The organism is Kitasatospora sp. NPDC056273 (assembly GCF_042268845.1).
In the GTDB taxonomy this organism is placed as follows: Bacteria; Actinomycetota; Actinomycetes; order Streptomycetales; family Streptomycetaceae; genus Kitasatospora.
Map to the genome: position 1 here is coordinate 68,207 of NZ_JBHJSJ010000012.1, position 23,408 is coordinate 91,614.

Sequence of the window (23,408 nt, forward strand, 5' to 3'; positions counted from 1 at the left end):
GGGGGGGGGGCGGGGACGCCCCGTGTCCCCGCGGGCCCGGGGGGGGGGTGGCCGACCCTCCCGACCGGCCGACGGGCCGGGGCTGTGGAAGCGCCGGTGGGAGCGCTCTCACGCCGTGTAGGATGGCCACTCCCGAGAGTGAGCCACACCGGAGTGTGATCATGCCCCGAACTGACAGGCCGGGCCCCGGTGGCGCCCGGCCTGCCGCGCGACCGACGGTGGAGGACGTGGCCGCCCGCGCGGGAGTCAGCCGGGGAACGGTGTCCCGGGTCATCAACGGTTCGCCCAAGGTGAGCGCCCGGGCGAGGGAGGCCGTGGAGCACGCCGTCGCCGAGCTCGGCTACGTACCCAACCAGGCGGCACGGTCCCTGGTGACCTCGCGCACCGACGTCGTCGCCCTGGTCGTCCCGGAGAGCCTGTCGCGGCTGAGGTCGGAGCCGTACTTCGCGGACGTCATCACCGGGATCTCCGACGAACTCGCCTCGACCGACCTTCAGTTGCTGCTGACCCTGGTCCGCAACGAGGACGAGCGCGAACGTCTGACGCGCTACCTCACCGCGCGTCGGGTCGACGGGGTACTCCTGGTCTCGGTGCGCCAGGACGACCTGTTGCCCGACCTGCTCGAACAGCTCGGGATGCCGGCCGTGCTGGGCGGTCGCCGGTCCGAGCGCGAATCGCTGAGCTACGTCCACGCCGACAACGCCGGCGGGGCCCGGGCGGCCGTCCGGCACCTGGTCGGACTCGGCCGCACCAGAGTGGCCACCATCACGGGGCCGCTCGCCATGGAAGCGGCCGGGGCACGCCTGGCGGGGTACCGGGAGGCGCTCACGGAGGCCGGCCTCGCTCCGGAGGACGCACTCGTCGCCCACGGCGACTTCACCGAGGCGGGCGGCTACGCGGCGATGTGCGAGCTCCTGGCCGAAATGCCCACCCTCGATGCCGTGTTCTGCGCCTCCGACCTGATGGCCGTGGGCGCGTTCCGGGCGCTGCGCGAGGCCGGGCGGCGCGTGCCGGGAGACGTGGCCGTCGTCGGCTTCGACGACTCCGTCATCGCCCGAAGCACCGAGCCGTCCCTCACCAGTGTTCGCCAACCGACCGAGGCGATGGGGCGGTTGATGGTCCAGCTGCTGCTCGAGGAGATCGCCGACCCCGGGCGGCCGCGTCGTCAGGTGATCCTGCCGACCGAACTGACGGTCCGCGCCTCGGCCTGAAGGCCTCGGACTGCCTCGGACGGCCTCGAACTGAAAGGCCGTCACGTCCCGTTGTTCCGGTATGAGCCACGGCCGAGTGTCACGGCTGACCTGGGCATAAGGTGCTGCTACGCTCCCGATGGGCGTGGGAGCGCTCCCACGCGCCAAGATTCTGGGGGGTGACATGTCGAAGGCACAACAAGGGGATTCGGCATTCGGGGGCATGCTGAGGGCGCTTCGTCGTGAAGTGGGATTCACGCATGAGGAACTCGCCCGGCGTTCCCGGGTCAGTGTGAGAACGATCAGCGACATCGAGCGGGGCCGGGTGCTCCGACCACAGCGCCGCTCCGTCCAACAGCTCGCGGCGGCGCTCGGCCTGAGGGCCTCGCGACTGGAATGGTTTCTCCGTGCCGCGCGCGCCGTTCCCGGCAGCGGGCCCGATCAGCCGGACGGGAGCCGTCGCGAGACGCCGGCCGCCGGGGAGGTGGACGAACAGCCGTCCGCGGTGGTCGTGATGGTCCTGCCGATGACCGCGACCGGCGAGAGCGGCCCGTGCTGCAGGCGCCGCCGACGCTGTCCGCAACCCCGCCCGACCGGGCCCCGACCCGTGCGCCGGGCCGGTTGACGGCCGTCGCGTGCGGCGGGCAGACGCCGGCGGCCACACGTCCGCCACAAGGACGCCGAACGCGTACGCCCGCCCCACCGGCGCCGTCCGGTTGGGGACGTGCCACCGTCGACTCGGCCGGGCGAGGCGGTAGTTGACGCCGTCTGCGGTCCAGCCGACCTCCCTGCCGATCCGGGCGGTGGCGTCAACCCCAGGCGGCCGCGGGCCAGGATCCCGCGCCTCGGTCGGGCTCGCCTCGGCACGCGACGCGGGCGGCGGCGAGGAGATCGAATCACGCGGCTCCATCGAGACCGAAGCAGCCCGCCGCCTCGCCGACGACCTCAAGAACCTCACGTACAGTGCGGTCGCGCGGGCCTGACGATCAGCGCAGCGTCAGGATCCAGGCGCTGACGGCCAGCCAGCCGGTCAGCGTCAGCGCCGCGCACGCCCAGGCGAAGCGGGCCGGCCCACGGCCGCGGTCCCGCCCCTTGGCGCGCTGGAACCCGGCGGCCAGGCCGGCCACCGCGGTGACGGGGAGCGCGAGGAAGGCCAGGTACAGGGTGCCGTAGTAGAGGAACCTCGCGAACAGGACGCCCACGAACACGAACGGCGCAGACACCACGGTGACCACCACGCCGCCGGCCGTGCACGCGACGCGCAGCCGCTTCTCGTCGGAGAAGAACGGCGGCACGGCGCACACCACCGCACAGCCCAGGCCGAAGACGTACAGCACCAGCCCGCCCGGGCCGTACCCCCGGTGGATGCTCCACACCGGCAACAGGAACGCGACCGCCCCGACCCCGGACAGCCACCGGGCACTCACCGGCACCGCGACCATGTTTCCCCCTTGCACAGCACCCTCTTTGAACGCGTTCGAATCTAGCACCCAGGAGACGACGCCGCCCAGACGGACAAGTCGCCGAGAATCGCGGCAGGCACAGCGGGACGCGGCTCTCCGCGGAGAGCAGACGCATGCCGATCTCGTTGCGGCCCATCCCGAGGCTGTAGACCACAGCGGGCAGGCCGTGGCGGAAGGAGCAGGCCCGCAGGTTCCGCGTTCCGATGTCCTATGGCGAGTCCGCGAGCTGTGCGTTCCGCTGGATCCGCGCTCCGTGTCACCTTGATCGTTCCGGGTTTCGTGCCACTTCCCCGGGACGGTGTGCTGAAAGCTAGGTGACACGTCTTCTGCCTGACCGGCTTGCTGAGGCTTCAAGGAGCGCTGTGCCGCGGCGGGTGCGTCGCATGGGCGTGGTGGAGCGGACCGTGCGAACAGAAGACGATGGCGATGGCTGGAGCCCGGAGCCGTCTGGAACGCCTCCGGCTCCGCCGCCAAGCGTCCGACCAGAACGACGTGGAGGACGTCGCCGTAGGCGTACTTCTTGGTCAGACGAAGCGAGGCCTCTTGCGACGCTCGGGTCGTTTGTCCTGATCACGCCGGTTTGGGTAGCCGAACACCGCCGCCGGCGATGTCGCCGACCCCCCTCCCCCGGTAAGCGCCAGGGGCGGCGTCTCCGGGACGGTCGGGGAGGTCGGCCGAGACGGCGAGGTGACAGGGTTCGGCGTCAGGTCCTCGACGGTCGGGGAGGTCGGCCGAGACGGCGAGGTGACAGGGTTCAGCGTCAGGTCCTCGACGGTCGGGGAGGTCGGCCGAGACGGCGAGGTGACAGGGTTCGGCGTCAGGTCCTCGACGGTGGGCGTGGTGAAGTGACGATATCGCCTGAGGTTCTCGGTGTCCGGGTACGGGTGACGCCATGGCTTGCGGGAGCCGATGAAGTGGAGCACGAAGGCGCGTCGCTCCTGATCCCGGTACGCGTGGTACTCCGTACCCAGTCGCGGCGGCCAAGCCTCGGGCGGGATGTCGCGGAAGTCAGTCATCGGGAACACGTTCCAGCGCGGATCCAGCTCGATCCATCGACCGTGCGTGAGCGCGTTGAGCGCATCTTGCTCCAGACAGACCGGGACCTGATCCTGGCTCGCGAGCCAGTCGAGGGCCCGCTCGGTCAAGCTCTCCCGACGCCACTGGCGGAGGTTGCACAGCATCACCCCCGCATTGAAGTAGGGCGCGTCGGGCGCGAATCGTCCGTTGCTTCCGCCTGCCAACGCCTCGTGCAGGTTGGGACGCCACATGTCCCGCACGGCCGCGAGGGGTCTGTCACCAAGGTCCGTCGCGAACAGCTCTGTCACGTCTCGCATCAGCACGACGTCCACGTCCATGTACAGCGCCACGTCGTCCGGCACCAGCTCTGGCAGGAACAGGCGCGCGTACGTCGCGCCGGTCAGGTAGCGCAGCAGTGGCAGGTCGGACAGGTCGCGGCGCAGACGGACGACCTCCAGATCGAGCCCGCGGGACATCGCGTGCTCGACGACGTCGGCACTCGGCGAGTCATCTGTCATCAGTGCCGAGATGCGCACACCGCTCTTCGGCGGGAGGCAACGGGCCAGCGACGACAGCATGTTGCGTGCCGCCGATGCGTACTGACCGTCGAACGCGATCGCTATGCGCATCCCCCGACCCCCCACGTGTGCGACCCAGGAACCACTACGCTAAGGGGGGGTCGAGCGACGGTCAAGGCGCTCAAAGAGGGGGTGCGACCTGTGGCGCGAACGAGCGACGTGGCGCCGGCGGCGGGCAGATGCCTGCTCATCTGCAGCACACCGAGGTCAGGGACTCATCTGCTGGCCGGTCTGCTGGAGAGCACGGGCTTGTCGGGCAACCCGCAGGAGTACCTGTACAACCACGTTACCGAACTGGACGGTGAGGACATCCCGATCGGTCCGGCGCACCGGACGCAGCCGGACCAGCTACGAAAGCTGATGCGGATCGGGACTTCAGCCAACGGCGTGTTGGGCCTGATCGTCATGGGGTCGTACCTGGACGAGGTCGTCGCCGGGCTGCGGCGACACCAGTCCGCGAGTGGAGCGAGCTGGCGCGAGGTGATCGAGCGCGCCTTCGACCGCCCGGTATATGTGTGGAACCGGCGGCTGGACACGGCGGCACAAGCGGTGTCTCTGTACCGGGCGCTGGAGACCGACGTCTGGTATGCCGACGACGTTCGTGGCGTGGGCGCTGACGTTCCCTACCGTCGCGACCGGATCGCGCACTGGGAGCACGTGATCCGGGAGCAGAACGAGGAGTGGGCGCGCCGGTTCTCCGACAGCGGGATCACGCCGATCACGGTGACGTACGAGGACGCGCTGACGGACCCGGAGGGTGTGGTGGACCGGCTCCTGGACAGCCTGGGAGTCGCGCGAGGCGGCCGGCCGGTGGAGCCGCTCACGCGCCGGCAGGGAAACGACGTGAGCTTGGAATGGCTGGCCCGGTACCGCCGGGACGGTTCAACGTGACCGCTGCCTCCGCGACCTCGATGAGCTCCGCCAGCACCTGAGGCTCACTGCCGTAGGGCCGACGCAACGGCCCACGCCGCACCGGCCCGTCCGGTACGAAACGACGCTGCCCGGCCCGACGCCGCATCGCCCGCAACAGATCCATCGCGAGATCGCCCCCGCCACCCCCACCAGTCTGCATGACCACATCCTGGTACATCCGTCGGCGCTACGCTCAAGTGCTGAGCTCGGTACGAACGATCGTGCTCAGGGCCCTGTTCGATGTGATCGTGTTTCGTGCAACGATCCCGGCATGGCGAACTTTGATGCTTCCTCTCCGCAGCGCCGTGTGAGCACGGGTGGGCCGTGCGGAGCGGCGCGCGGCCAACGAGGTTCTGCCCTCGCCGTGTTGGGGGCGCTGCTGGATCGGTCGCTGGTGCAGATCGCCGACGCTGCCGCGGACGCCCGGTGCTTCGACCGGGAGACGATCCACATGGCGGCGGACGTGTGGGACAACAACACCTTTCCGCTGTTTCGGGCGGCGACGGCCGGCACGCGAGGCGGGCGCGAGCGTCGGTCTCTGGCAGCGTTGGAATGGATGGCCGGCCTCGGTGAGGATCGGCGCACCTGGATGATCGAGCAGGCTGCGGCGGCCGGGCACTCGTTGGACGGGCTCCTCACATCGGGGAAGCCGTCCACGCCGGGCCGTGACTATCTGGGACAGGTGATGGCCCCGGTGATGTCGCTGACGGCGCACGCCGCGGAGAGCCTGGCCGCCGACTACGACCTTTCATCGGCCGAGGTCCGCCATCTGCGGATCGAGCGGGCCGGCAGCCGTCTCGTCGGCCAGCTCGAACTGGCTGTCACCCGTTCCTATCCCGTCGACGACGGCACCCCGGCCGAGAGCGCGACGCTGAATATATGGCTGCGCGACATCACCGAGGTCCGCTTCGATTCCGATGACGCCCGGGGCGCCGTCCTTGGAGCGCGAGCGGACGGCGTGTCAATCGCCCTGGGGGCCCGCGGGATACTCTGCGCGGCGACGGCCGACCATTGCCCGGACGACCGCTGCTGGCACCTGTCCTCGGCCGGGCGCCAGGCCGACGCGACCACACCACCCCGTGACACTCGACCTGCTCGCGGCGACTTCCCGCAGGAGGGGCACCTGGGCGCCAACGCCATGGCCGCAGCGACCGTTCTGCACCGCGCCATGCTGCACGTCCGCATGGTGCGCAGTCCCCGGCATGCGGACCGGGTCCCCGTACGCGACTTCCACCGAGCCTTCACCGGAGCCGGCGAGGCAATCCTCGCCGCGGGTGCTCACCGCCTGCCCCACCGGCGGGAAGCCGCCTTCCGCCACCTGGTCGAGACCTGGGTCGGACGCGGCGGCCCAGCCCTCGCGAAGTGGTTCGCCAGCGAGCTGGCGGAGACCGTCCACCGACCGGATCTCCTCGTCGTCCTCCGCGACCAGGACCAACCACACCCGATCACCGGCACATCGCAGCAGCCCACTCCGAACCTCGCGACGGTACCCGGCCCGGTAGAGGTCGAACTCCGGATGGCCTCCTACACCTCGGCACACACACGCTACGGCGCAGACCACGACGCCTCTGCCCTCGTGCACCTGGCCGTGCCGCCGCACCCGCGGAACGCCGAGAACGACCCGTGGCGGCTGCGCGCGATGTGCGGCGCCGGCCCCGCCCGCTTCCAGTTGCGGACGGCGGCGTTCCAAGGCGCCGGCCGGCCCTCCGTCACGGCTGACGACAAGGCGGCCCGCCGCTTCGCCCTACACGACGGAGCCCTCGACATCACACGAAGGGAAGGCTGAACCCACCATCCGCCGCGCGCACGTTGGTCTGTACCGGCCTGCGCAGTTTTCCTGTACACCGACAGGGGGTCAGCCGACGCCGAGCAGAACGGCGACGGCCGCCAGGTCGTCCTCCCCGCACCCGCGGGTTCGTACCTCCACGTCGGCCGGCGCACCGCTTTTCCGCGCCTGCCGCCTCCGGGCGTTTTACGGCGGGGCGGCGGGAATTCCGACAATGTTGGCGCCCGTTCGCCAGGAGGGGAATTTCTGCCGGACCGGCCGGCGATCGTATTCAATGGGCTCCGGCCGATCAGGCAACGCAGCGGCGGAACGGTCCGCCGTGGAAAAGGAGTGCGCATGGACAGCCGGTTGGATTCCGCCGAAGCTACCGTCGACGTCCTGTCGTTCAACATCCACCACGGGGAGGGAACGGACGGCGTCCTCGACCTGGAACGGATCGCCCGGGTGATCCGGCGCAGCGGTGCGGAGATCGTCGGGCTCCAGGAGGTGGACCGGCACTTCGACGGGCGCAGTCACTGGAACGACCAGGTGGCGGAGCTGGCGCGGTCGCTCGGCTACCACCCGGCGTACGGGGCGAACATCGACCTGGAGCCGGCGGCGCCGGCGGCTCCGCGGTGCCAGTACGGTACGGCGGTGCTGTCCCGGCACCCGATCACCCGTGCACGGAACACCCACCTCTTCCGGTCCCCCGGGGAGGAGCAGCGCGGCCTGCTGCACGTCGAGATCGACCTCGGCGGAATTCCGCTGCAGGTCTTCGTCACGCATCTGGAGCTGTTCTCGGAAATCGACCGGACCCGCCAGGCGGAAGAAGTCGTGGAGTTGATCGGGGAAACCAGCCCGGCCATTTTGCTCGGCGATTTCAACGCGACCCCGGGAACGTCGGAGATAACCAGGCTTCGGGCTGCTTTCACCGATTCCTGGACGGTTCTCGACGGTGGTCCGGTGGCGACGTTCCCGGCCGATGCTCCGCGGGACTGCATCGACTACGTCTTCGCGGGCCGGGGGGTGACGCCGGTGCGGGTCGGTCTGGTCACCGAGGAGCCGGTGGCCTCGGACCACCTGCCGGTGCTGGCCCGGCTGGTGGTCTCCGGCTGACCGCCGGCCCCCGAGGGTCCGGGCCGGGGCGGCGGGCCGGACCGGACCCTCGGGAGGCGGTGGCGGTCACCCGTGCCGTTCCGCTTCCACCGCTTCGTACAGTGCCTTGATGTTGCCGCTGCCGAAGGTCGTGGCCCCGACCCGCTCGATGACCTCGAAGAACAGGGTCCGCCGAGGGTGCAGCGTCCGGGTGAAGACCTGGAAGAGCTGGCCCTCGTGGTCCTCGTCGACGAGGATGCCCAGGGCGGCGAGCGCGGGCACGGAGTGCCGGGTCAGCCGCAGCCGATCGGCGAGCATCCGGTAGTAGGGGCCCGGCGTCGACAGGAACGCCACCCCCTGCTCGGCCATCGTCCGGACGGTCCGCACGGCGTCGTCGGTGCGGAAGGCGATGTGCTGGACGCCGGAGCCGCCGTGGTTCTTGATGAAGTGGTCGATCTGGCCGGGCTCGCGGCTGGTGTCGGGCTCGATGATGGTGAGCGTGAGGCCGCCGGACGCCGACTGCACCACCTCGGAGTCCATGGCCTGGGCGCCGACGACGATCCTCTCGGTGAAGGTGTTGCGCAGGCCGAGGACCTGCTCGTAGAACGCGACGGTGGACCGGAGCAGGCCCGCCTCGACGCACACCGCGAAGTGGTCGACCGCCAGGAGGCCGGTGTCCGCTTCCGGCTCGCTCCGCGGTACCGGGGTGAAACCGGGCAGCGGCCGGTGGTCGGTTCCCGCGCGGCGCTGGACCAGGGTGTGCCGGAGGTCGCCGAAGCCGGCGACGGCCGCGGTGACCACGCCGTCCGTCTCCTCGGGTTCGGCCAGTGGCCGGGCGCCGCGCCGGACGGTCGCGGCGAAGGCGGCGACCACGTCGGGTACGGCCAGGGCGATGTCGGCGACGCCGTCCCCGTGCCGCCGGACGTAGTCGGCGGCGGGGTGGTCCTCCGCCAGGGCCTGGGTGAGGACCAGCCGGATGTGCTCCCGGCCGATGGCGACGGACCTCGCCTCGCCCGGCCGGTCGGCCGTGGCGTACACGGTGAACCCGTAGGCCCGGGCGTAGTGGCGTGCGCTGGCGTCGAGGTCCTCCACGTACAGCTCTACGTGGTCGACGGACAGGTCGAGCGGTATGCCGTCCGGGTATGTCGTCATGGTGGTGGCCTCCTTGAGGGGTGGTCTGCCGGGCGTGCCTGTGGCAGTGCCAGTGCCAGTGCCGGTGTCGCTGCCGGTACGGGTGACCGGTCCACTGGTGCTGGACCGGCCACCGCCAGGGCCCGCTACCAGGGGTCGACGCCGAGCAGCCGGCGGCCCAGCGGGGTCATCGCCGCGGTCTGCAGGTCGTTGTAGGAGTGACCGGCCGGGCGGTCACCGGGGCGTTCGCCGGCGTCCCAGGGCTGGTCGTCCCGCGCGTAGCGGACGAACTGGGCGACCCGGACCTCGGGGCGCCGGTTGTGCGAGGCGGCGTGCGGCATCAGATGGTGGGTCAGCACGAAGTCGCCTGCCTGCCCGGTCACTTCGACGCTCTTGAGGTCCGGGATGTTGCGCCACTTGTCGTGCAGCTGCCGCCCCTGGCGGACGGCGCGGGCCTCGGCCTCGACGATCCGGTGGCCGCCGGGCACGACGTGGATGCCGCCACCGCCCGGGGCCACGTCCGTGAAGTAGTAGCAGCCCCCGATCTCGACCTCCTCGGGGGTGAGCAGGAATTCGTCGGCGTCCTCGGGTACCGCCGGGTCGATGTGCAGGTCCTGGCTCAGCTCGCTGGGGTGCGCCGTGTCGTTGCGCATGGTGATGGCCACCGAGCCGTCCCGGACGAGCAGTCGGGGGTGCCCCAGGAGCTGGGCCGCCACCCGGTAGAGCCGCTCGTTCTGGAAGAGCGGGATGAACTCCGGTCCGTCGAAGGTCTGGTTCCCCGGGGTGTTGAAGGGCTTGAACCGGCCGTCGTACGCCTCCCAGTGGTCGGGGACGCGCAGGTCTCGCGGGAGCAGGTCGAGGATCAGGCCGGCGTGGTGCCTGGCCTGCTGCCTGGTCAGGACGCCGCGGATCAGCAGGTATCCGTCCCGCCAGAAGCGATCGACCTCCTCCTGGGACAGGACCGGCTCCGGCATTGCGTTGGTCATGGGTGCTCCGAGGGTCGGTGGGTCACGGATCGGTTGGCGCGGTTGCCTCCGCCGGGGGCCCGGTCAGCCGGCCGGCGCCGCGGGCCGGCCTCCGGCCCGGCCGGACGGACGGAGTTCCCCGGCCAGGCTGCGCAGGGTGGTCATGCCGCTGACCTGGGCGAAACCGGGCGGGTGGTAGCCGAGCCGGCGGAGCAGCTCCGCGAAGCGCGGATAGTGCTCCGGCCGGCCGCCCGCCCGCAGGTAGCAGAGGTCGAGGTCGGGGGCCCGGCCGGGCTCGGTCCCGGCCCCGCTCAGGGCGGTGAGCAGCGCGGTCTCCTCGGCCGTGGCCGCCGGGCGGCCGGGGAGCGACCGCCCGTCCGAGACGTCGCCGCCGTCGATCTCGAACCAGTCGGGGACCACCGGGATCGCACCCGTGTGCACGGCTCGGAGCAGTTCCTCCCGCAGGTCGAACGGGGTGAGCGTGCTGCCGTCGGCCGCGGTGACCCGGGCCGTCAGCCGGGGGGTGCCGGACGCGCCGCCGGGTTCGAGCGACGCCCCGGCCGCTGTGACCCCGGGCAGGGCGAGCAGGAGGTCCTCGATCGCGCGGAGGTCGATCCACCGCCCGCCGGAGGGCCGTTCGCGGGGGCCGCGGGGAAGCCGGAGCAGTCCCACGGCGGACGCGACATCGTCCGGCGAGCAGTCCCGGCCCGTCGCGGCGCGGGTCAGGACCAGCTCGACGCCGCGCAGCAGTGCCGCGCACTGCTCGGGTTCCAGGACCCTGGAGTCGCCGTGGACGGACAGCCGGACGGTGTGCGGGTCGGCCCAGCGGACCGACAGGCTGGCTCCGTACTCGTAGGAGGTCTCCGCGGTGGTCGCCCAGCTGATCCGGGAGCCGGGCCGGTCCATGGAGCCAGGCCCGCCCGTCGAGCCGGACCCGTCCGTGGAACCAGGCCGATCTGCGGAGCCGGGCTCGTCCGTGGGGCCGGGCTCGGCCTCGATCAGCTCCCGCCAGCCCTGGGGCGGCGGGATGAAGTTGAAGGCGAGGTCGGTGGAGAGGCAGACGCCTCGGCGGTGTTGGGCCTCGACCCGTTCGCGGATCAGGTCGAAGGGGTCGTACCGGCCGTAGGCGGGGTGCCCCTCGGCCAGGGTCCGCTGCACCTCGGCGGCCGCTTCCAGCAGGCTCCGGCCCTGCCGGCGGAGGGCCACCGGGGAGCGCTGCGCGGTGGCGCACAGCACCCGGCGGAGGTCGGCGTTGTGCCGGTTGTCGAGCGACACGTTGACGGTGCACGCGTCGGTGTCGGCACGCAGGCAGAGCAGTTGGGCGAAAGCGGCGAGGACGACGGCCGAGGGCAGCAGCCCGGTGTGGGCCATGCCGCGGGCGAAGAGGCCGTCCGCGCCGGGCAGGGTGAGCGTGCTCCGGTAGTAGCGGCCCGCCGTCCCTTCGCCCGGAGGGTGGTGCGGGTGCATCCGTGCCGGTGCGTGGGAGAAGTGCCGCCGCAGGTAGTCGAGCGCCCTGGTGCGTTCGGTGTCCTCGCCGGGGTCGGCCTCGCGCCGGGCCTGCTCGGCCGGCTGGATCCCGGGGCGCCGGTGCGGGCCACCGGTGTCCGGGCTGTCCGTCCGTCCGTGCAGCAGGTCGGTGAGCTGCTGGTCCACCACGCCGTGGAACCCGGCGTCCACGGCCACGTTGTCGGCGACCACCGCCAGCCAGCGCCGGTCCTCGGACCGGAGCAGGTGGAACTGCACGAGGAACCGGCCGACCCTGCCGTGGGTGTGCGCGGTGAACACCCGTACCAGGTCGGCCAGGCTCCGCTCGGCGGTGCCGTCCGGAGCGACGTCGACGACCCGCACCGGGGAGCCCGACGGGTGGACCAGCTGCCGCAGTTCTCCGTCGACGACGGCGAGGGAGGTGCGGAGGATCTCGAACCGGTCCTCCAGCGCGTGCACCAGGCGCTGGGCGGCGGCCTCGTCGGTCCCCGCCGGGAGCGGCCGGAGTCCTTCGGCCAGCCCCTTCTCCAGGAACCACTGGAACTTCTGCGCCCTGGTCAGGGGCGCGTCGGCGGGGGCCCGGCCGCTCATGCGGGGCCTCCGGCGGGAGTCGGCCGCGGCGAACCGGCCGGAGCGCCGGCCGCACCGTCGGCCCGTACCGCGGCGGATCCGTCGGCCAGAGCGGACAGTCCGCGGATGGTCGGGGAGCCGATGACGTCACGCACCGTGACCGGGACGCCGGACAGCCGGGTCGCGGCGGTGGCCAGCTGCACCGCCGAGACGGAGTCTCCGCCGAGCGTGAAGAAGTCGTCGTCGATCCCGACCTCGGTGAGTCCGAGCATCTCGCGCCAGAGCGCGGCGAGCGCCGACTCCAGCTCGTCGCGGGGGGCGGTCGGGGAGCCCTGGGCGGCATCGCGCTCCTCGGCGGGGGCGGGCAGCTTCGCCGCGTCCACCTTGAGGTTCGTCGTGAGCGGGATCGCCGGTATCACGGTGATCGAGGCCGGGCGCTGGTACCGCGGCAGCTCCGTCGAGAGCCGCCGGCGCAGGTCGGCCACCAGTTCCCGGTCGCGTCCCGCGCCGTCGGCGGTGCCGACAGGTCCGGAGGCAGGTCCCGAGGCAGGTCCCGAGGCCGGACCGGAAGCCGGTCCGGAGGAGGGGACGACGTAGGCGTCGAGGCGCTTGTCCCCCGCGCCGTCGTCCCGGGCCACCACGACCGCGTCGTGCACCCCGGGGTGCCGGGTGAGCGCGGCCTCGATCTCGCCCGGTTCGATCCGGTAGCCGCGCACCTTGATCTGGCGGTCGATCCGGCCCAGGAAGCGCAGCGCCCCGTCCGGGCCGCGCCGGACGAGGTCACCGGTGCGGTAGAGCGGGGAGCCGGCGCGGTCGTCGGGGTCCGGGACGAAGCGTTCGGCGGTGAGTTCGGCGCGGCCGAGGTAGCCGCGGGTCATGCCGGCTCCGCCGATGTGGAGCTCTCCGCTCTCCCCGTCCGGGACGTCCGCTCCGTCCGGCCCGAGCACCCGGACCCGGACCCGGTCGAGCGGGGTGCCGATCGGGATCATCGTGGCGTCCGGTGCCATGGTCCGGACGTCCTGGTAGGTCGCGAAGCCGGTCGTCTCGGTCGGCCCGTACAGGTGGATCAGCCGCCCCGCGAAGGCCTGCCGCGCGAGGTCCGCCACCTCGGCCCGGATGGAGTCCCCGCCGAACAGGAGGGTGTGCACCCCGGAGAGGTCGGCGAGGTGCGCCGGCTCCAGCAGCCGGAAGACGGGGCTGGTCAGGTGCAGGACGGAGACGGCGTCCCGGTGGACCCGGCGGCAGAGGGTGGTCAGGTCGGTGCCGCCGAAGCTGTAGACGACGCAGGTCGCACCGTTGAGCAGGGGCCCCCAGATCTCGAAGGTGGAGGCGTCGAAGGACAGTGTGGCGAGGGCGGCGACCCGGTCGTCCGGCGCGATGGACACGTAGTCCTGATCGGTCACCAGGTGGACGACGCTCCGGTGCGGAACCAGGACGCCCTTGGGTGTTCCGGTGGATCCGGAGGTGTAGATGACGTTGGCGAGGTCCGGCCGGCCGACGACGGGCGGGTTCCCGGAGGGGTGGTGGGCCGGGTCCTCGTCGAGCAGGACGACGGTCGCCCGGCCCGCGGGGAGCCGGTCGGCGAGCCGGCGCTGGGTCACCAGCACCGGGGCGGCGGTGTCCCGGAGCATGAACTCCAGCCGCTCGGCGGGGTATCCGGCGTCGAGCGGGACGTACGCACCGCCCGCCTTCAGGATGCCCAGCAGCCCGACGATCATCGCCGCGGAGCGTTCGACGCAGATGCCCACGAGCGTGTCGGGCCCGACGCCCGCCTCGCGCAGCCGCCAGGCCAGCCGGTTCGCGCGGGCGTTCAGCTCTCGGTAGCTCAGCTGCCCGTCGTCCGCGACCACGGCCGTCCGGTCCGGGGCGAGCTCCGCATGGTGTTCGAACAGGGCGTGCACGGTGGCCCCCGGCTCGTCCCCGGTCGGTCCGTTGTTCCGCTGGATCACTGGCTGACTCCGTCCTCTCGTGCGCTGACCGGGTCGATGGACACGGCGCCGCGTAATGCGTGTTGATGGGACCGACGCCGACGCCGCGCGGGTGGGCGGGAATCCCGGCGGCCGACGGGTCGCGCGGGTTCCCGTGAAGGTCCGGGTCGGCCGGGACGGAATTGTCAGGTGTCCTCACTCCGGCCGGGCCGGGAGGCGGAAAGGGCCGACCTCGGCGCGTCCGGGAATTCCGTCGGATCCCGTTTTCCGCCGCACCGGGCAAGTGCCGGAACCTCCAGGAGCCTAAGCAATCGGAAGAGGTCCCGCCACCCTCTTCCGGGGAATACCGGCAATCATGCGCTATGTCCGATCCGGCCCCGCTTGCCCAGATCGCCGGAGACACGCCCGGTTGTCCGATGGTCCGTCACATGCCCTCCGGGGAGGCCCTGTCGAGCGCGCTGGAGGATCCGACTCCACTTGTGATCCGATGTGAAAATAGACGGCCAAAACGGGTCAAATGGGGACGCCGGCACCGCGAGATGCAATGTGCCATTGCACATCAACTGCTTGTCATGGACTATGGATCAAGAACCACGACGCCATGGTTCCGGAGCCGACCGGGGGGTTCGCGTATCCGTCGGAGCGTGACGGATACGTGGAACGGGACGCATTCCGCGCATCCCCGCAGGCATTCCCCCGGTCATTCGTGCCCGAGGCCCCGGCGAATTCGCCGAAGCGGCGGCATCAGGTGGGGCATTGCCACTGAATCGATGCACGAACATCGTGGGCTGGACCCGCCCCGTTCCAAAGGAGACCCGTGTCTGAGAACCGATCCTCGGCCCTGATCGTCGGAGCGGACCCGTACCTGATCCGGGCCGCGCTCCGCAACGGAATCGAGCCCGTCGTGGTGTACGGCCCCGGCCTGCGCGACTGGGGGTTCATCGGAATTCCGGACGGGGTCGAGACCGTCTTCGCCGAGGACACCTCCAGCGTGGAGAGCGTGCTGCTCGCGCTGCACCGGGCCGGCCTCGCCGACCGGGACTTCGACTGCGTCCACACCGGGGACGAGTTCGCCCTGGTCACCGTTGCGGCCCTGGGCGAGGTCCTGGGCGCCCCGGTCGCCGTGGACCCGGACACCGCCGTGCGGTTCCGGGACAAGTGGCTGCAGAAGGAGGCGCTCGCCGCGGCCGGCATCGAGGTCACCCGGTCCCGCCTGATCGAGGACGTCCACCACCTGGATCCGGCGAGCGTCGAGGACTTCGACAAGGCGGTCCTCAAGCCGGTCGCCGGTGCCGGCACCCGGAACACCTCGGTCGTCGAGGGCCGCGCCGGGCTGATCGCCCGGTGTGCCGAGCTCCGGCGCGCCGGCATGCCCCAACGGACCTTCGTCCTGGAGGAGTTCGTTGCGGGCGACGAGTGGATCGCCGACGGCGTGGTCTTCGACGGAGAGCTGCGGTTCCTCAGCGTCAGCACGTACGGCGAGCCCTGCCTGAGCACGGTGGACTTCAACCGGGCGCTCCAGGTCGAGGTGTTCGACCCGGTCGCCGACGCCTCCGCCTACGACCTCGCACGCTCGGTCGTGGAACCGGCCCTGCGCGCGCTCGGCCTGCGGCGCGGCACCTTCCACATGGAGCTCTTCCACCAGCCGGACACCGGGAAGCTGGTGTTCGGCGAGTGCGCGGCCCGGACCGGCGGACTGCTCCAACCCGAGCTGGTCGAAGCCAAGTTCGGCGTCGACCTGGCGCTCGCCGGGCTGCGCTGCGCGGCCGGGACCGACCCCCGGATCGAGCCCTCGGTGCGGCCCGACACGATCGGCTCCACCTACCTCAACAACCGTCCCGGCGTCCTGGTCGGCTACCCGACCCCGGCCGAGGTGCGCGCCCTGCCCGGGGTCGAGTACCTGCGACTGGAACTCCCGTACGGCTTCCGCATGGCGGACGCGCTCGCGAGCACCACCGAGGCCGTCGGCCAGGTCGTGCTGAGCGGCCGCACCCGGGAGGAGTTCCGCGAACGCCGCGACTCCCTGACCGCGTGGTTCGACGAGCGGCTGCTGGTCGTGCCCGCGCACGCGAGCTACCCCGAACTGCGCCGGTGGCAGAAGGAGAACTGGCCGGAATCCGCTTCCTCCTTCGGCACCTACTCGGACGACTGAGGCCGACCGCCGCCCGGGCCGCGGACCTCACCCGCGGGACGGCCGCCGCACGCGCCGAACCACTTCCCCCACCGCGTCTCGAAGGACCATCATGCAAAGCCACCACCGCTTGATCCGCTCCTTCCGTCAACTCACCACCGATGCCCTGCCGGCGGAGGCCCCCGTCGTCACGCTCTTCAGCGGAGGGCTCGACAGCAGCTTCCTCCTGCTGCGACTGAAGAACGCCGGGTTCCGGAACGTCCACGCGTTGAGCGTTGACCTCGGCGAGGACGAGACCAGCGAACAGAAACAGCAGATCGCCGACGAGCTGGGGGTCCGGCTGCACGTCGTGGACGGCCGTGGAGCCTTCGCCGACGAGTTCGTGCGGGCGGCCATCGTCAGCCAGGCGGTCTACCTGGGGACCCACCCGGTGAGTTCGACCCTGAGCCGCCCGCTGATCGCCCGGTTCGCCACCGAACTGGCGGAGGAGCTCGGGGCGGCGGCCGTCCTGCACACCGCCAACCGCTCCCAGAACACCATGCGCAGACTCAACGGCGCCCTGGAACTGCTGGGCTTCGACGGCGCCTACGGCAGCCCGTACGACCTCGACCCGGTGGGCCGGGAGGTCAAGATCCAGGAGCTGAAGGAGGCCGGCCTCGCCCGGATGAGCGAGCGCGTCGTGAGCGGCGACTCGAACCTCTGGTGCCGCGAGTTCGAGTCCGGGCTCCTGGACGACCCCGAGCAGCACGCGGTGCCGGAGCAGATGTTCCGGTGGAGCGCGCGCCGACCTGCGGTCACCGAGGACGGCGTCGAGGTGCGGTTCGAGGGGGGTACGCCGGTGGCGGTCGACGGCACCCGCCTGCCGCTGGTGCCGCTGATCGACCAGCTGAACCGGCGGGTCGGCGCCTTCGGCCTCGGGCGGTACAGCGGCCTGGAGCACCTCGCCGGCGGCGAGAAGGTGCTGGAGATCCGGGAGATGCCGGCCGCGTGGCTCCTGCTGCGCAGCTACCGGCACCTCGAGTCGGCGGTGCTCTCGGCCGAGACGATCCGCGAGAAGATGCACCTCGAACAGCTGTGGGTGCGGGAGGCGCTGGAGGGCCGCTGGTTCGGCGAACTGCGGGCGGCCACCCAGTCGTTCATGGACTTCTGCGCCCGGCCGGTGACGGGCTCGGTGCGCTGGCGGCTCACGCCCGGCGGGGCCGAGACCCGGGCCATCGAGGCCGACCGGCCGGTCTACCTGCGCGATCGGGAGAGCTGGGAGCAGCAGTCCGTGAGGGCGGAGCTCGCCGTGCTGGCGGGGGCCTGATGCGCGGCCCGTACCGTCCCGCTCCCCCGCCGTCGGCCCGCCATGGGAGCGGCGGGCCGACGGCGGGGGGCGAAGGCCGTCAGCCGCCGAGGAGGTCCCAGGCCAGCAGGCCGGCACCGAGGCAGCCCGCCGTCTCCCCGAGTGCCGCCGGCACGATCTCCGGCATCCGCTCGAAGGCGAGCCGCTTCCCGACCGCCGCGCGCAGCGGTTCGAACAGGGTGTCCCCGGCCTCGGCCAGCCCGCCTCCGATGATCACGGTGCCCGGGTCGAGCAGGGTGAGGCAGGTGACGAGACCGTCGGCGAGCGCGGCCAGGGCGTCGTCCCAGACCGTCCGGGCGCGGCTGTCGCCGGCCTCCAGCGCCCGGACGCAGTCCGCCGCGTCGGCGGCCGGTCGGCCCGAGGCCGCGGCCCAGGCCCGTCCGACGGCCGAGGCCGAGGCGTACTGCTCCAGACAGCCGCGCCGGCCGCAGGGGCAGGCGGCGCCTCCGGGCCGGACCACGATGTGGCCGATCTCGCCGCCGGCGCCGTGGGCGCCCGCCTCGATCCGTCCGCCGAGGGCGATCGCGCCCGCGATGCCGGTGCCGATGGCCAGGAAGAGGAACTGTTCGGTGCCCCGGCCGGCGCCGATCCGCTGCTCGGCGAGTCCTCCGGTGCGGACGTCGTGGCCGAAGGCGACCGGCACGCCGCCCAGGCGGTCGGCCAGCAGCGCGCCGAGCGGGAGGTCGTGCCAACCGAGGTTGGCCGCGAACACGACGGTGCCCGTGCCGACGTCGACGATGCCGGGCACGGCGACGCCCACCGCGGCCGCGGGCCGGCCGAAGCGGCGCTCGCCGTGGGCGCGCATTTCGGCGGCCGCCTCGAGCACCGATTCCACGACGGTGTCGGTGCCGCGTTCGCGAGGGGTTTCCCGGCGGGCCTGGTGAAGTAATTCTCCGCTGCTTCCGATCAGGGCGGACTTGATTCCGGTACCGCCCACATCAAGGGCTATGACGTGTTTCATGGGGGATGAGTATGGAGCATGCTCGGACGAGCTGGCAAACGTCCTGGAAAACGACCCGTAAAAGCCTCGTCGGTGCGCGCCCGCCGTTTTGTCCGGCAGGCCGGAAGAGTGGGAGCCTCCTGTGATCCTGACGGGACCAGAAATCGTTGAATCCGCCCGCGACGGCAGGATTTCCATATCCCCGTTCAACCGGGACCAGGTGAACCCGAACAGCTACAACGTCTGCCTCGGGGAGACGCTGATCACCTACACGGACAGCGTCATCGACGCGTACCGGCCCAATCGGACCGACGCCACCAAGATCGACTCCAGCGGCTTCGTGCTGGAGCCCGACCAGCTCTACCTGGGGCACACCGTGGAGGAGGTCGGATCCGACGTCTTCGTGCCCCTGCTCTTCGGGCGCTCCTCGGTCGGCCGGCTCGGGCTCTTCGTGGAGATCACCGCCCCGATCGGGGACATCGGCTTCCACGGCCAGTGGACCCTCATGCTGTCCGCGGTCCGACCGCTGCGGGTGTATCCCGGGATGAAGATCGGGCAGATCATGTTCTTCGACACGCTCGGCGATATCGAGCCCTATTCCGGGAAGTACCAGGGCGCGGTCGGACCGCAGGAATCGCGCTACTGGCGGGACAAGTTGGGGCAGCTGTGATCCTCACCCGGGCGGAAATAGCCAGGTCGATCGACTCCGGTGACATCGTCATAGAGCCGTTCGACCCCCGAAGGATTTCCCCGAACGCCTACGACTGGCGACTCGGCGACACCATCCGGGTGTGCGAGTCCGAACTCGACGCGGCGCATTCCACGGAGTTCGAGGAGCGCACCATCCCGCCGGACGGCATGGTGCTGCTGCCGGGCAGGCTCTACCTCGGGGTCACCCACGAGCGCACCCATTCCGAGCGTTTCGCGCAGATGATCAACGGTGACCGCACGGTGGGCGCGCTGGGCGTCTGGGTGCACGTCTCGGCACCGCTCGGCCACGTCGGCCACGCCATCCGGTGGACGCTCGAGATCCGCGTGGTGCGCCCGGTGCGGATCTATCCGGGGATGACCTTCGGGAAGATCATCTTCCTCAAGACCCTCGGCGCGGAGGCCAGTTACCAGAGCATGGGCCGGAAGTACACCCGGACCAGCGGCATCGACACGTCGCGACTGTACGAGGAGCTCGCGTGAACGTCCTCACCGGGATCGACCTCCCCCCGGACAGCCCCGGCGGCAGCGTCGAGCTGCTGCGCGACCTGTACGGCGGGCCGGAACCGCTCATCCCCGCCGACGTCTTCATGCTCGCCCCGCAGGACCGGCAGGCGCCCGACACCTCCGGTTCACCGGCCCTGCTCACGGTGCCGGGCAAGACGGTGTCGGGGCCGGCGTTCTGGGCCTACGTGGACCGGCTCGGCGCCGCCGTCCGGGACAGGTACCCCGCCGCCGACCACGACGTGCTGCACCTCCAGCACCTGGCCTTCGGCGCGACGGCCGCCCTGCAGCAGGTCTTTCCCGACCGGCCGAGCATCGCGCTGGTGCACGGCACCGACCTGCTGTTCGCCGAGGACCACCCGACCCAGGCCGTCGTCCTGCGGGAGACCGCGGCATCGGCCGACGCGATCGTCGTCCCCACCCGGGCGATGGCGGACCGGCTGCGCCGGATCGCCCCGGTCCCGTCGGACCGGATCGTCCACATCCCCTGGGGCGTCCCCGACCGGCTGCTGGCCGGCCGGCCCACCGGGCCGGGCCACCGCGCGGAGCGCGAAGCGGGCGTCCTGCGGGTGCTCTACGCGGGTCGGCTCACCGCCGAGAAGGCCACCTCCGGCCTGATCGCGGCGGTGGCCTCGCTCCCCGGGGTGGAGCTCTCCGTGGCCGCTCCCCCGGCGGAGTTCGCGGCCCTGGCCGCACGCTCCGACCTGTCGCGGGTGCGCCGCCTCGGCTGGCTGTCCCGGGAGGACCTGTGGCGCGCGTTCGGCGGACACGACCTCCTGATCGTCCCCTCGCTCCGGCTGGAGGCGTTCGGGCTGGTGACCATCGAGGCGCAGGCGTGCGGCCTGCCGGTCGCCTACCAGCCCGTGCCGGGCCTGACCGAGGTGCTCGGCCGCTCCGCGCTCCCGGTCGACTTCGGGGACTTCACCGCGCTCCGGGGCCGCATCGAGGAGTTCCTCCGCTCGCCGGAGCGGCTGGACGACCTGGCCGCGGCCGGCCTGGTCAACAGCGGGCGCTTCCCGCTGTCGCGGACCGCCGGCGACCTGGCCGAACTCTCCCGCCGGGTCGCGCGTTGACGCCCCGGCCGACCACCGCGGCCCCTGCGCCCACCGGCGGGCCGGAGCGGGACCGGGGCGACGGCCCGCGGTCCGCGGACTGCGTGTTCTGCGCCATCGTCGGGGGCCGGCTGCCCGCCGCCGTCGTCCACGAGGACGAACGGACCATCGCCTTCCTCGACATCACCGCGGTCATGGACGGGCACACCCTGGTGATCCCCAAGCGCCACGCCGCCGACCTCTGGGAGATCACCCCGGAGGACGCCGCCGCCGTGATGGCCACCGTCCACCTGATGGCCGGGCGGATCCGGGACGTGCTGGCGCCGGACGGCCTGACGCTGTTCCAGGCGAACCGGGACGCGGGCTGGCAAGACGTGTTCCACCTGCACGTCCACCTGGTGCCCCGGGCGGCCGGGGACCACCTCCACCGCCCCTGGAAGGCCGACCCGGTGCCGCTGGAGCGGCTCGCCGTCACCCGCGCCCGCCTCTCGGCACCGTCCCCCGACCACCCGGACCGGACCGCGGTGTGACGGCTCCCCGACCAGCTCGATCCCGTCGGGCCAGAACGTGAAAGGCCTTGTGTGCGCGCCGACCTCTCCATCCTCCGAGACCGCTCCTTCCTGCTGCTGTTCTCCGCCCGGTCTGTCTCCCTGCTGGGTGACGCCATCGCACCGGTGGCGCTCGCCTTCGCCGTCCTCGGAATGCCGGACGGCTCGGGTTCGACCCTCGGGATCGTCGCCGCCGCCCGGATCGCCGCCCAGGTCGCGTTCCTGCTGTACGGCGGTGTCCTGGCCGACCGGCTGCCGCGGCACCGGGTCATGGTCGGGGCGGACCTGACCGCGGGTCTCGCCCAGGGAGCGGTCGCGGTCCTGGTACTGACCGGGACGGACTCCCTGGCGGGACTGGTCGTCCTGTCGATGGTCAGCGGCGCCGCCAGCGCGCTGTTCACCCCGGCGTCCCGGAGCGTCACGGTGCAGCTCGTGCCCGCCGAGAAGATCCAGTCCGCCAACGCGCTGGTCCAGCTGTCGATGAACGCGGGCAGCATCGGCGGCGCGGCGCTCGCGGGCGTGCTGGTCGTCCTGCTCGGCGCCGGCTGGGCACTGGTGGTGGACGCGGCGACGTTCCTGGTGTCCGCGGTGCTCCTCGCCGGAGTCCGGCTGACCGGCACGGCGGACCAGCCGTCGCCCACGGAGGAAGGGATCTTCTCCCAACTCAGGCACGGGTGGCGAGAGTTCACCGAACGGACCTGGCTGTGGGCGGCGGTGGCACAACTCGCGCTGGTGAACGTGTGCATCGGCGCCGGCTTCATCGTGCTGGGACCGGTCGAGGCCGAGGCGCACCTCGGCGGCGCCTCCGGATGGGCCGCCGTCCTCACCGCGCAGGCGGTCGGCTTCGTGGCGGGCAGCCTGCTGGCCATCCGGCTGCGGCCCCGCCGGCCCCTGCGGGCCGCGGTGCTGTTCACCCTGGGGATCGTGCCGTCCCTGGTCGCGCTGGCCTGCGCCGCGCCGGTCGCCGTCACCGCCGGCGCGATGTTCGTCACCGGCCTGTGCATGAGCCTCAACGACGTCACCTTCCTCACGGCACTGCAGAAGCACGTGCCGGAGGAGTCGATGTCCCGGGTGATGTCCTACGACGCCTTCGGCTCGTTCGTCTTCCTCCCGCTCGGCCTGGCGGTCGCCGCCCCGATCGCGGACCGGGTCGGCAGCGGCGCCGTCTTCCTGGGCGCGGCCTGCCTGGTCGCCGCGACCGCGGGCATCGTGCTGGCCGTCCCGGGGGTCCGCACCCTGCCGTACGAGCCGCAGGCCGCGGCGGGGGCGGACCGTCCGCAACAGGCTTCGGCAGCAGTGCCGGCATCCGTCCGTACGACCAAGGAGGACCAATGACCGACGACACCCGGGAGCAGGGCACGCGCGGTTCCGTGGCGGCACCGGAAGCCGCCGGGCCACCGCGCGACACGCTCCAGGAGACCTTCGCCCGGATCTACGCCAGCGGAGCCTGGACCCTGACCGAGGACAGCGGGGCCGACGACGACGAATCCCGCTCCGGCCTCGGGTCGAACCTGGCCCAGACGGCCGCGCTGCGTGCCGAACTGCCGTCCCTGCTCGCCGAGCTCGGCGTCCGGAGCCTGCTCGACGCGCCGTGCGGGGACTTCTTCTGGATGTCCAGGGTCGACCTGGGCGTCGACCGCTACCTCGGTGCCGACATCGTCCCCGCGGTGGTCGAGCGCAACCGGGCGCGCTTCGCCCGCGCCGACCGCGAGTTCCGGGTCCTCGACCTCACCCGCGACCCGCTGCCGGAGGTCGACCTGGTGTTCTCCCGCGACTGCCTGGTGCACCTCGGAGACGACGACGTCCACCGCGCGCTGGACAACATCCGGCGCAGCGGCTCGACCTACCTGGCGACGACCACCTTCACCGGGCGGGCCGGGAACGAGGCCGCCACCGAAGCGGGCGGCTGGCGTCCGCTCAACCTCCGGCGGGCCCCGTTCCTGCTGCCCGAGCCCTTCCGGGTGCTCGACGAGCAGTGCACCGAGGTCTACGCCACCGAGGAGGACGGCAGGCGGGTCGAGCACCGCTTCGCCGACAAGTCGATCGGGGTGTGGCGGATCGCCGACCTCTAGACCTGCCGT

21 protein-coding genes are annotated in these 23,408 nt (G+C 72.1%); 14 read left to right on the plus strand and 7 right to left on the minus strand.

Features of this window, described 5'->3' with window-relative positions; translation table 11 throughout:
• Positions 1-161 precede the first annotated feature (161 nt).
• The 3 genes from ACFCY1_RS13510 to ACFCY1_RS13520 all read left to right on the plus strand — a co-directional run bounded on the left by ACFCY1_RS13510 (position 162) and on the right by ACFCY1_RS13520 (position 2,173).
• Entirely contained in the window at positions 162-1,211 is a 1,050-nt protein-coding gene (locus tag ACFCY1_RS13510) for a LacI family DNA-binding transcriptional regulator (protein ID WP_375874626.1), read from the plus strand.
• Positions 1,212-1,413: 202 nt separating this feature from the next.
• Entirely contained in the window at positions 1,414-1,815 is a 402-nt protein-coding gene (locus ACFCY1_RS13515) for a helix-turn-helix domain-containing protein (protein WP_375874699.1), read from the plus strand.
• 178 nt (positions 1,816-1,993) lie between these two features.
• A complete protein-coding gene (locus tag ACFCY1_RS13520; protein WP_159028437.1) occupies positions 1,994-2,173 on the plus strand; it encodes a hypothetical protein in 180 nt (59 codons plus the stop codon).
• A 3-nt stretch (positions 2,174-2,176) separates the two neighbouring features.
• Here ACFCY1_RS13520 and ACFCY1_RS13525 read toward each other — a convergent pair whose 3' ends face one another.
• Positions 2,177-2,632 (minus strand): hypothetical protein, encoded by a 456-nt coding sequence (locus tag ACFCY1_RS13525; protein ID WP_375874627.1) that lies wholly within the window; start codon positions 2,630-2,632, stop codon positions 2,177-2,179.
• A 545-nt stretch (positions 2,633-3,177) separates the two neighbouring features.
• On the minus strand, positions 3,178-4,299 hold the full coding sequence (locus tag ACFCY1_RS13530) for a glycosyltransferase (RefSeq protein WP_375874628.1): 1,122 nt from the start codon (positions 4,297-4,299) through the stop codon (positions 3,178-3,180).
• Positions 4,300-4,389: 90 nt separating this feature from the next.
• Between ACFCY1_RS13530 and ACFCY1_RS13535 the strand changes: the two genes are divergently transcribed.
• From ACFCY1_RS13535 to ACFCY1_RS13545, 3 genes are all read left to right on the plus strand, one after another.
• On the plus strand, positions 4,390-5,139 hold the full coding sequence (locus tag ACFCY1_RS13535; protein ID WP_375874629.1) for a Stf0 family sulfotransferase: 750 nt from the start codon (positions 4,390-4,392) through the stop codon (positions 5,137-5,139).
• Positions 5,140-5,554: 415 nt separating this feature from the next.
• Entirely contained in the window at positions 5,555-6,946 is a 1,392-nt protein-coding gene (locus ACFCY1_RS13540) for a hypothetical protein (protein ID WP_375874630.1), read from the plus strand.
• 336 nt (positions 6,947-7,282) lie between these two features.
• Positions 7,283-8,041, plus strand: coding sequence for an endonuclease/exonuclease/phosphatase family protein (locus ACFCY1_RS13545; protein WP_375874631.1), 759 nt, complete (start codon positions 7,283-7,285; stop codon positions 8,039-8,041).
• 66 nt (positions 8,042-8,107) lie between these two features.
• On the opposite strand, the gene hppD is transcribed toward ACFCY1_RS13545, so the two are convergent.
• From hppD to ACFCY1_RS13565, 4 genes are all read right to left on the minus strand, one after another.
• On the minus strand, positions 8,108-9,172 hold the full coding sequence (hppD, locus tag ACFCY1_RS13550) for a 4-hydroxyphenylpyruvate dioxygenase (RefSeq protein WP_375874632.1): 1,065 nt from the start codon (positions 9,170-9,172) through the stop codon (positions 8,108-8,110).
• 125 nt (positions 9,173-9,297) lie between these two features.
• Positions 9,298-10,137 carry a phytanoyl-CoA dioxygenase family protein gene (locus tag ACFCY1_RS13555; RefSeq protein WP_375874633.1) on the minus strand — a complete coding sequence of 280 codons (840 nt, stop codon included), beginning with the start codon at positions 10,135-10,137 and terminating at the stop codon, positions 9,298-9,300.
• Positions 10,138-10,200: 63 nt separating this feature from the next.
• The gene (locus tag ACFCY1_RS13560) at positions 10,201-12,192 is read right to left on the minus strand and encodes a hypothetical protein (RefSeq protein WP_375874634.1); all 1,992 of its coding nucleotides are present in this window, start codon (positions 12,190-12,192) and stop codon (positions 10,201-10,203) included.
• Entirely contained in the window at positions 12,189-14,120 is a 1,932-nt protein-coding gene (locus tag ACFCY1_RS13565) for an amino acid adenylation domain-containing protein (protein ID WP_375874635.1), read from the minus strand. The genes ACFCY1_RS13560 and ACFCY1_RS13565 overlap by 4 nt, the downstream gene beginning before the upstream one ends.
• 796 nt (positions 14,121-14,916) lie before the next feature.
• On the opposite strand from ACFCY1_RS13565, the gene ACFCY1_RS13570 reads away from it, so the two are divergent.
• Positions 14,917-16,251: a hypothetical protein gene (locus tag ACFCY1_RS13570; protein ID WP_375874636.1), complete on the plus strand. Its 1,335-nt coding sequence runs from the start codon at positions 14,917-14,919 to the stop codon at positions 16,249-16,251.
• 91 nt (positions 16,252-16,342) lie between these two features.
• Positions 16,343-17,536 (plus strand): argininosuccinate synthase-related protein, encoded by a 1,194-nt coding sequence (locus tag ACFCY1_RS13575; protein WP_375874637.1) that lies wholly within the window; start codon positions 16,343-16,345, stop codon positions 17,534-17,536.
• 79 nt (positions 17,537-17,615) lie between these two features.
• On the opposite strand, the gene ACFCY1_RS13580 is transcribed toward ACFCY1_RS13575, so the two are convergent.
• Positions 17,616-18,536 (minus strand): ROK family protein, encoded by a 921-nt coding sequence (locus ACFCY1_RS13580; protein WP_074005877.1) that lies wholly within the window; start codon positions 18,534-18,536, stop codon positions 17,616-17,618.
• Positions 18,537-18,657: 121 nt separating this feature from the next.
• On the opposite strand from ACFCY1_RS13580, the gene dcd reads away from it, so the two are divergent.
• From dcd to ACFCY1_RS13610, 6 genes are all read left to right on the plus strand, one after another.
• Entirely contained in the window at positions 18,658-19,185 is a 528-nt protein-coding gene (gene dcd, locus ACFCY1_RS13585) for a dCTP deaminase (RefSeq protein WP_074005876.1), read from the plus strand.
• The gene (locus ACFCY1_RS13590; protein WP_375874638.1) at positions 19,182-19,706 is read left to right on the plus strand and encodes a deoxycytidine triphosphate deaminase; all 525 of its coding nucleotides are present in this window, start codon (positions 19,182-19,184) and stop codon (positions 19,704-19,706) included. Before dcd ends, ACFCY1_RS13590 begins: the two co-directional genes overlap by 4 nt.
• On the plus strand, positions 19,703-20,800 hold the full coding sequence (locus ACFCY1_RS13595) for a glycosyltransferase family 4 protein (RefSeq protein WP_375874639.1): 1,098 nt from the start codon (positions 19,703-19,705) through the stop codon (positions 20,798-20,800). Before ACFCY1_RS13590 ends, ACFCY1_RS13595 begins: the two co-directional genes overlap by 4 nt.
• An 83-nt stretch (positions 20,801-20,883) precedes the next feature.
• Positions 20,884-21,309 carry an HIT family protein gene (locus ACFCY1_RS13600; RefSeq protein ID WP_375874640.1) on the plus strand — a complete coding sequence of 142 codons (426 nt, stop codon included), beginning with the start codon at positions 20,884-20,886 and terminating at the stop codon, positions 21,307-21,309.
• A gap of 51 nt (positions 21,310-21,360) precedes the next feature.
• Positions 21,361-22,662, plus strand: coding sequence for an MFS transporter (locus ACFCY1_RS13605; protein WP_375874641.1), 1,302 nt, complete (start codon positions 21,361-21,363; stop codon positions 22,660-22,662).
• A complete protein-coding gene (locus tag ACFCY1_RS13610) occupies positions 22,659-23,399 on the plus strand; it encodes a class I SAM-dependent methyltransferase (RefSeq protein WP_375874642.1) in 741 nt (246 codons plus the stop codon). Before ACFCY1_RS13605 ends, ACFCY1_RS13610 begins: the two co-directional genes overlap by 4 nt.
• Positions 23,400-23,408: the final 9 nt, after the last annotated feature.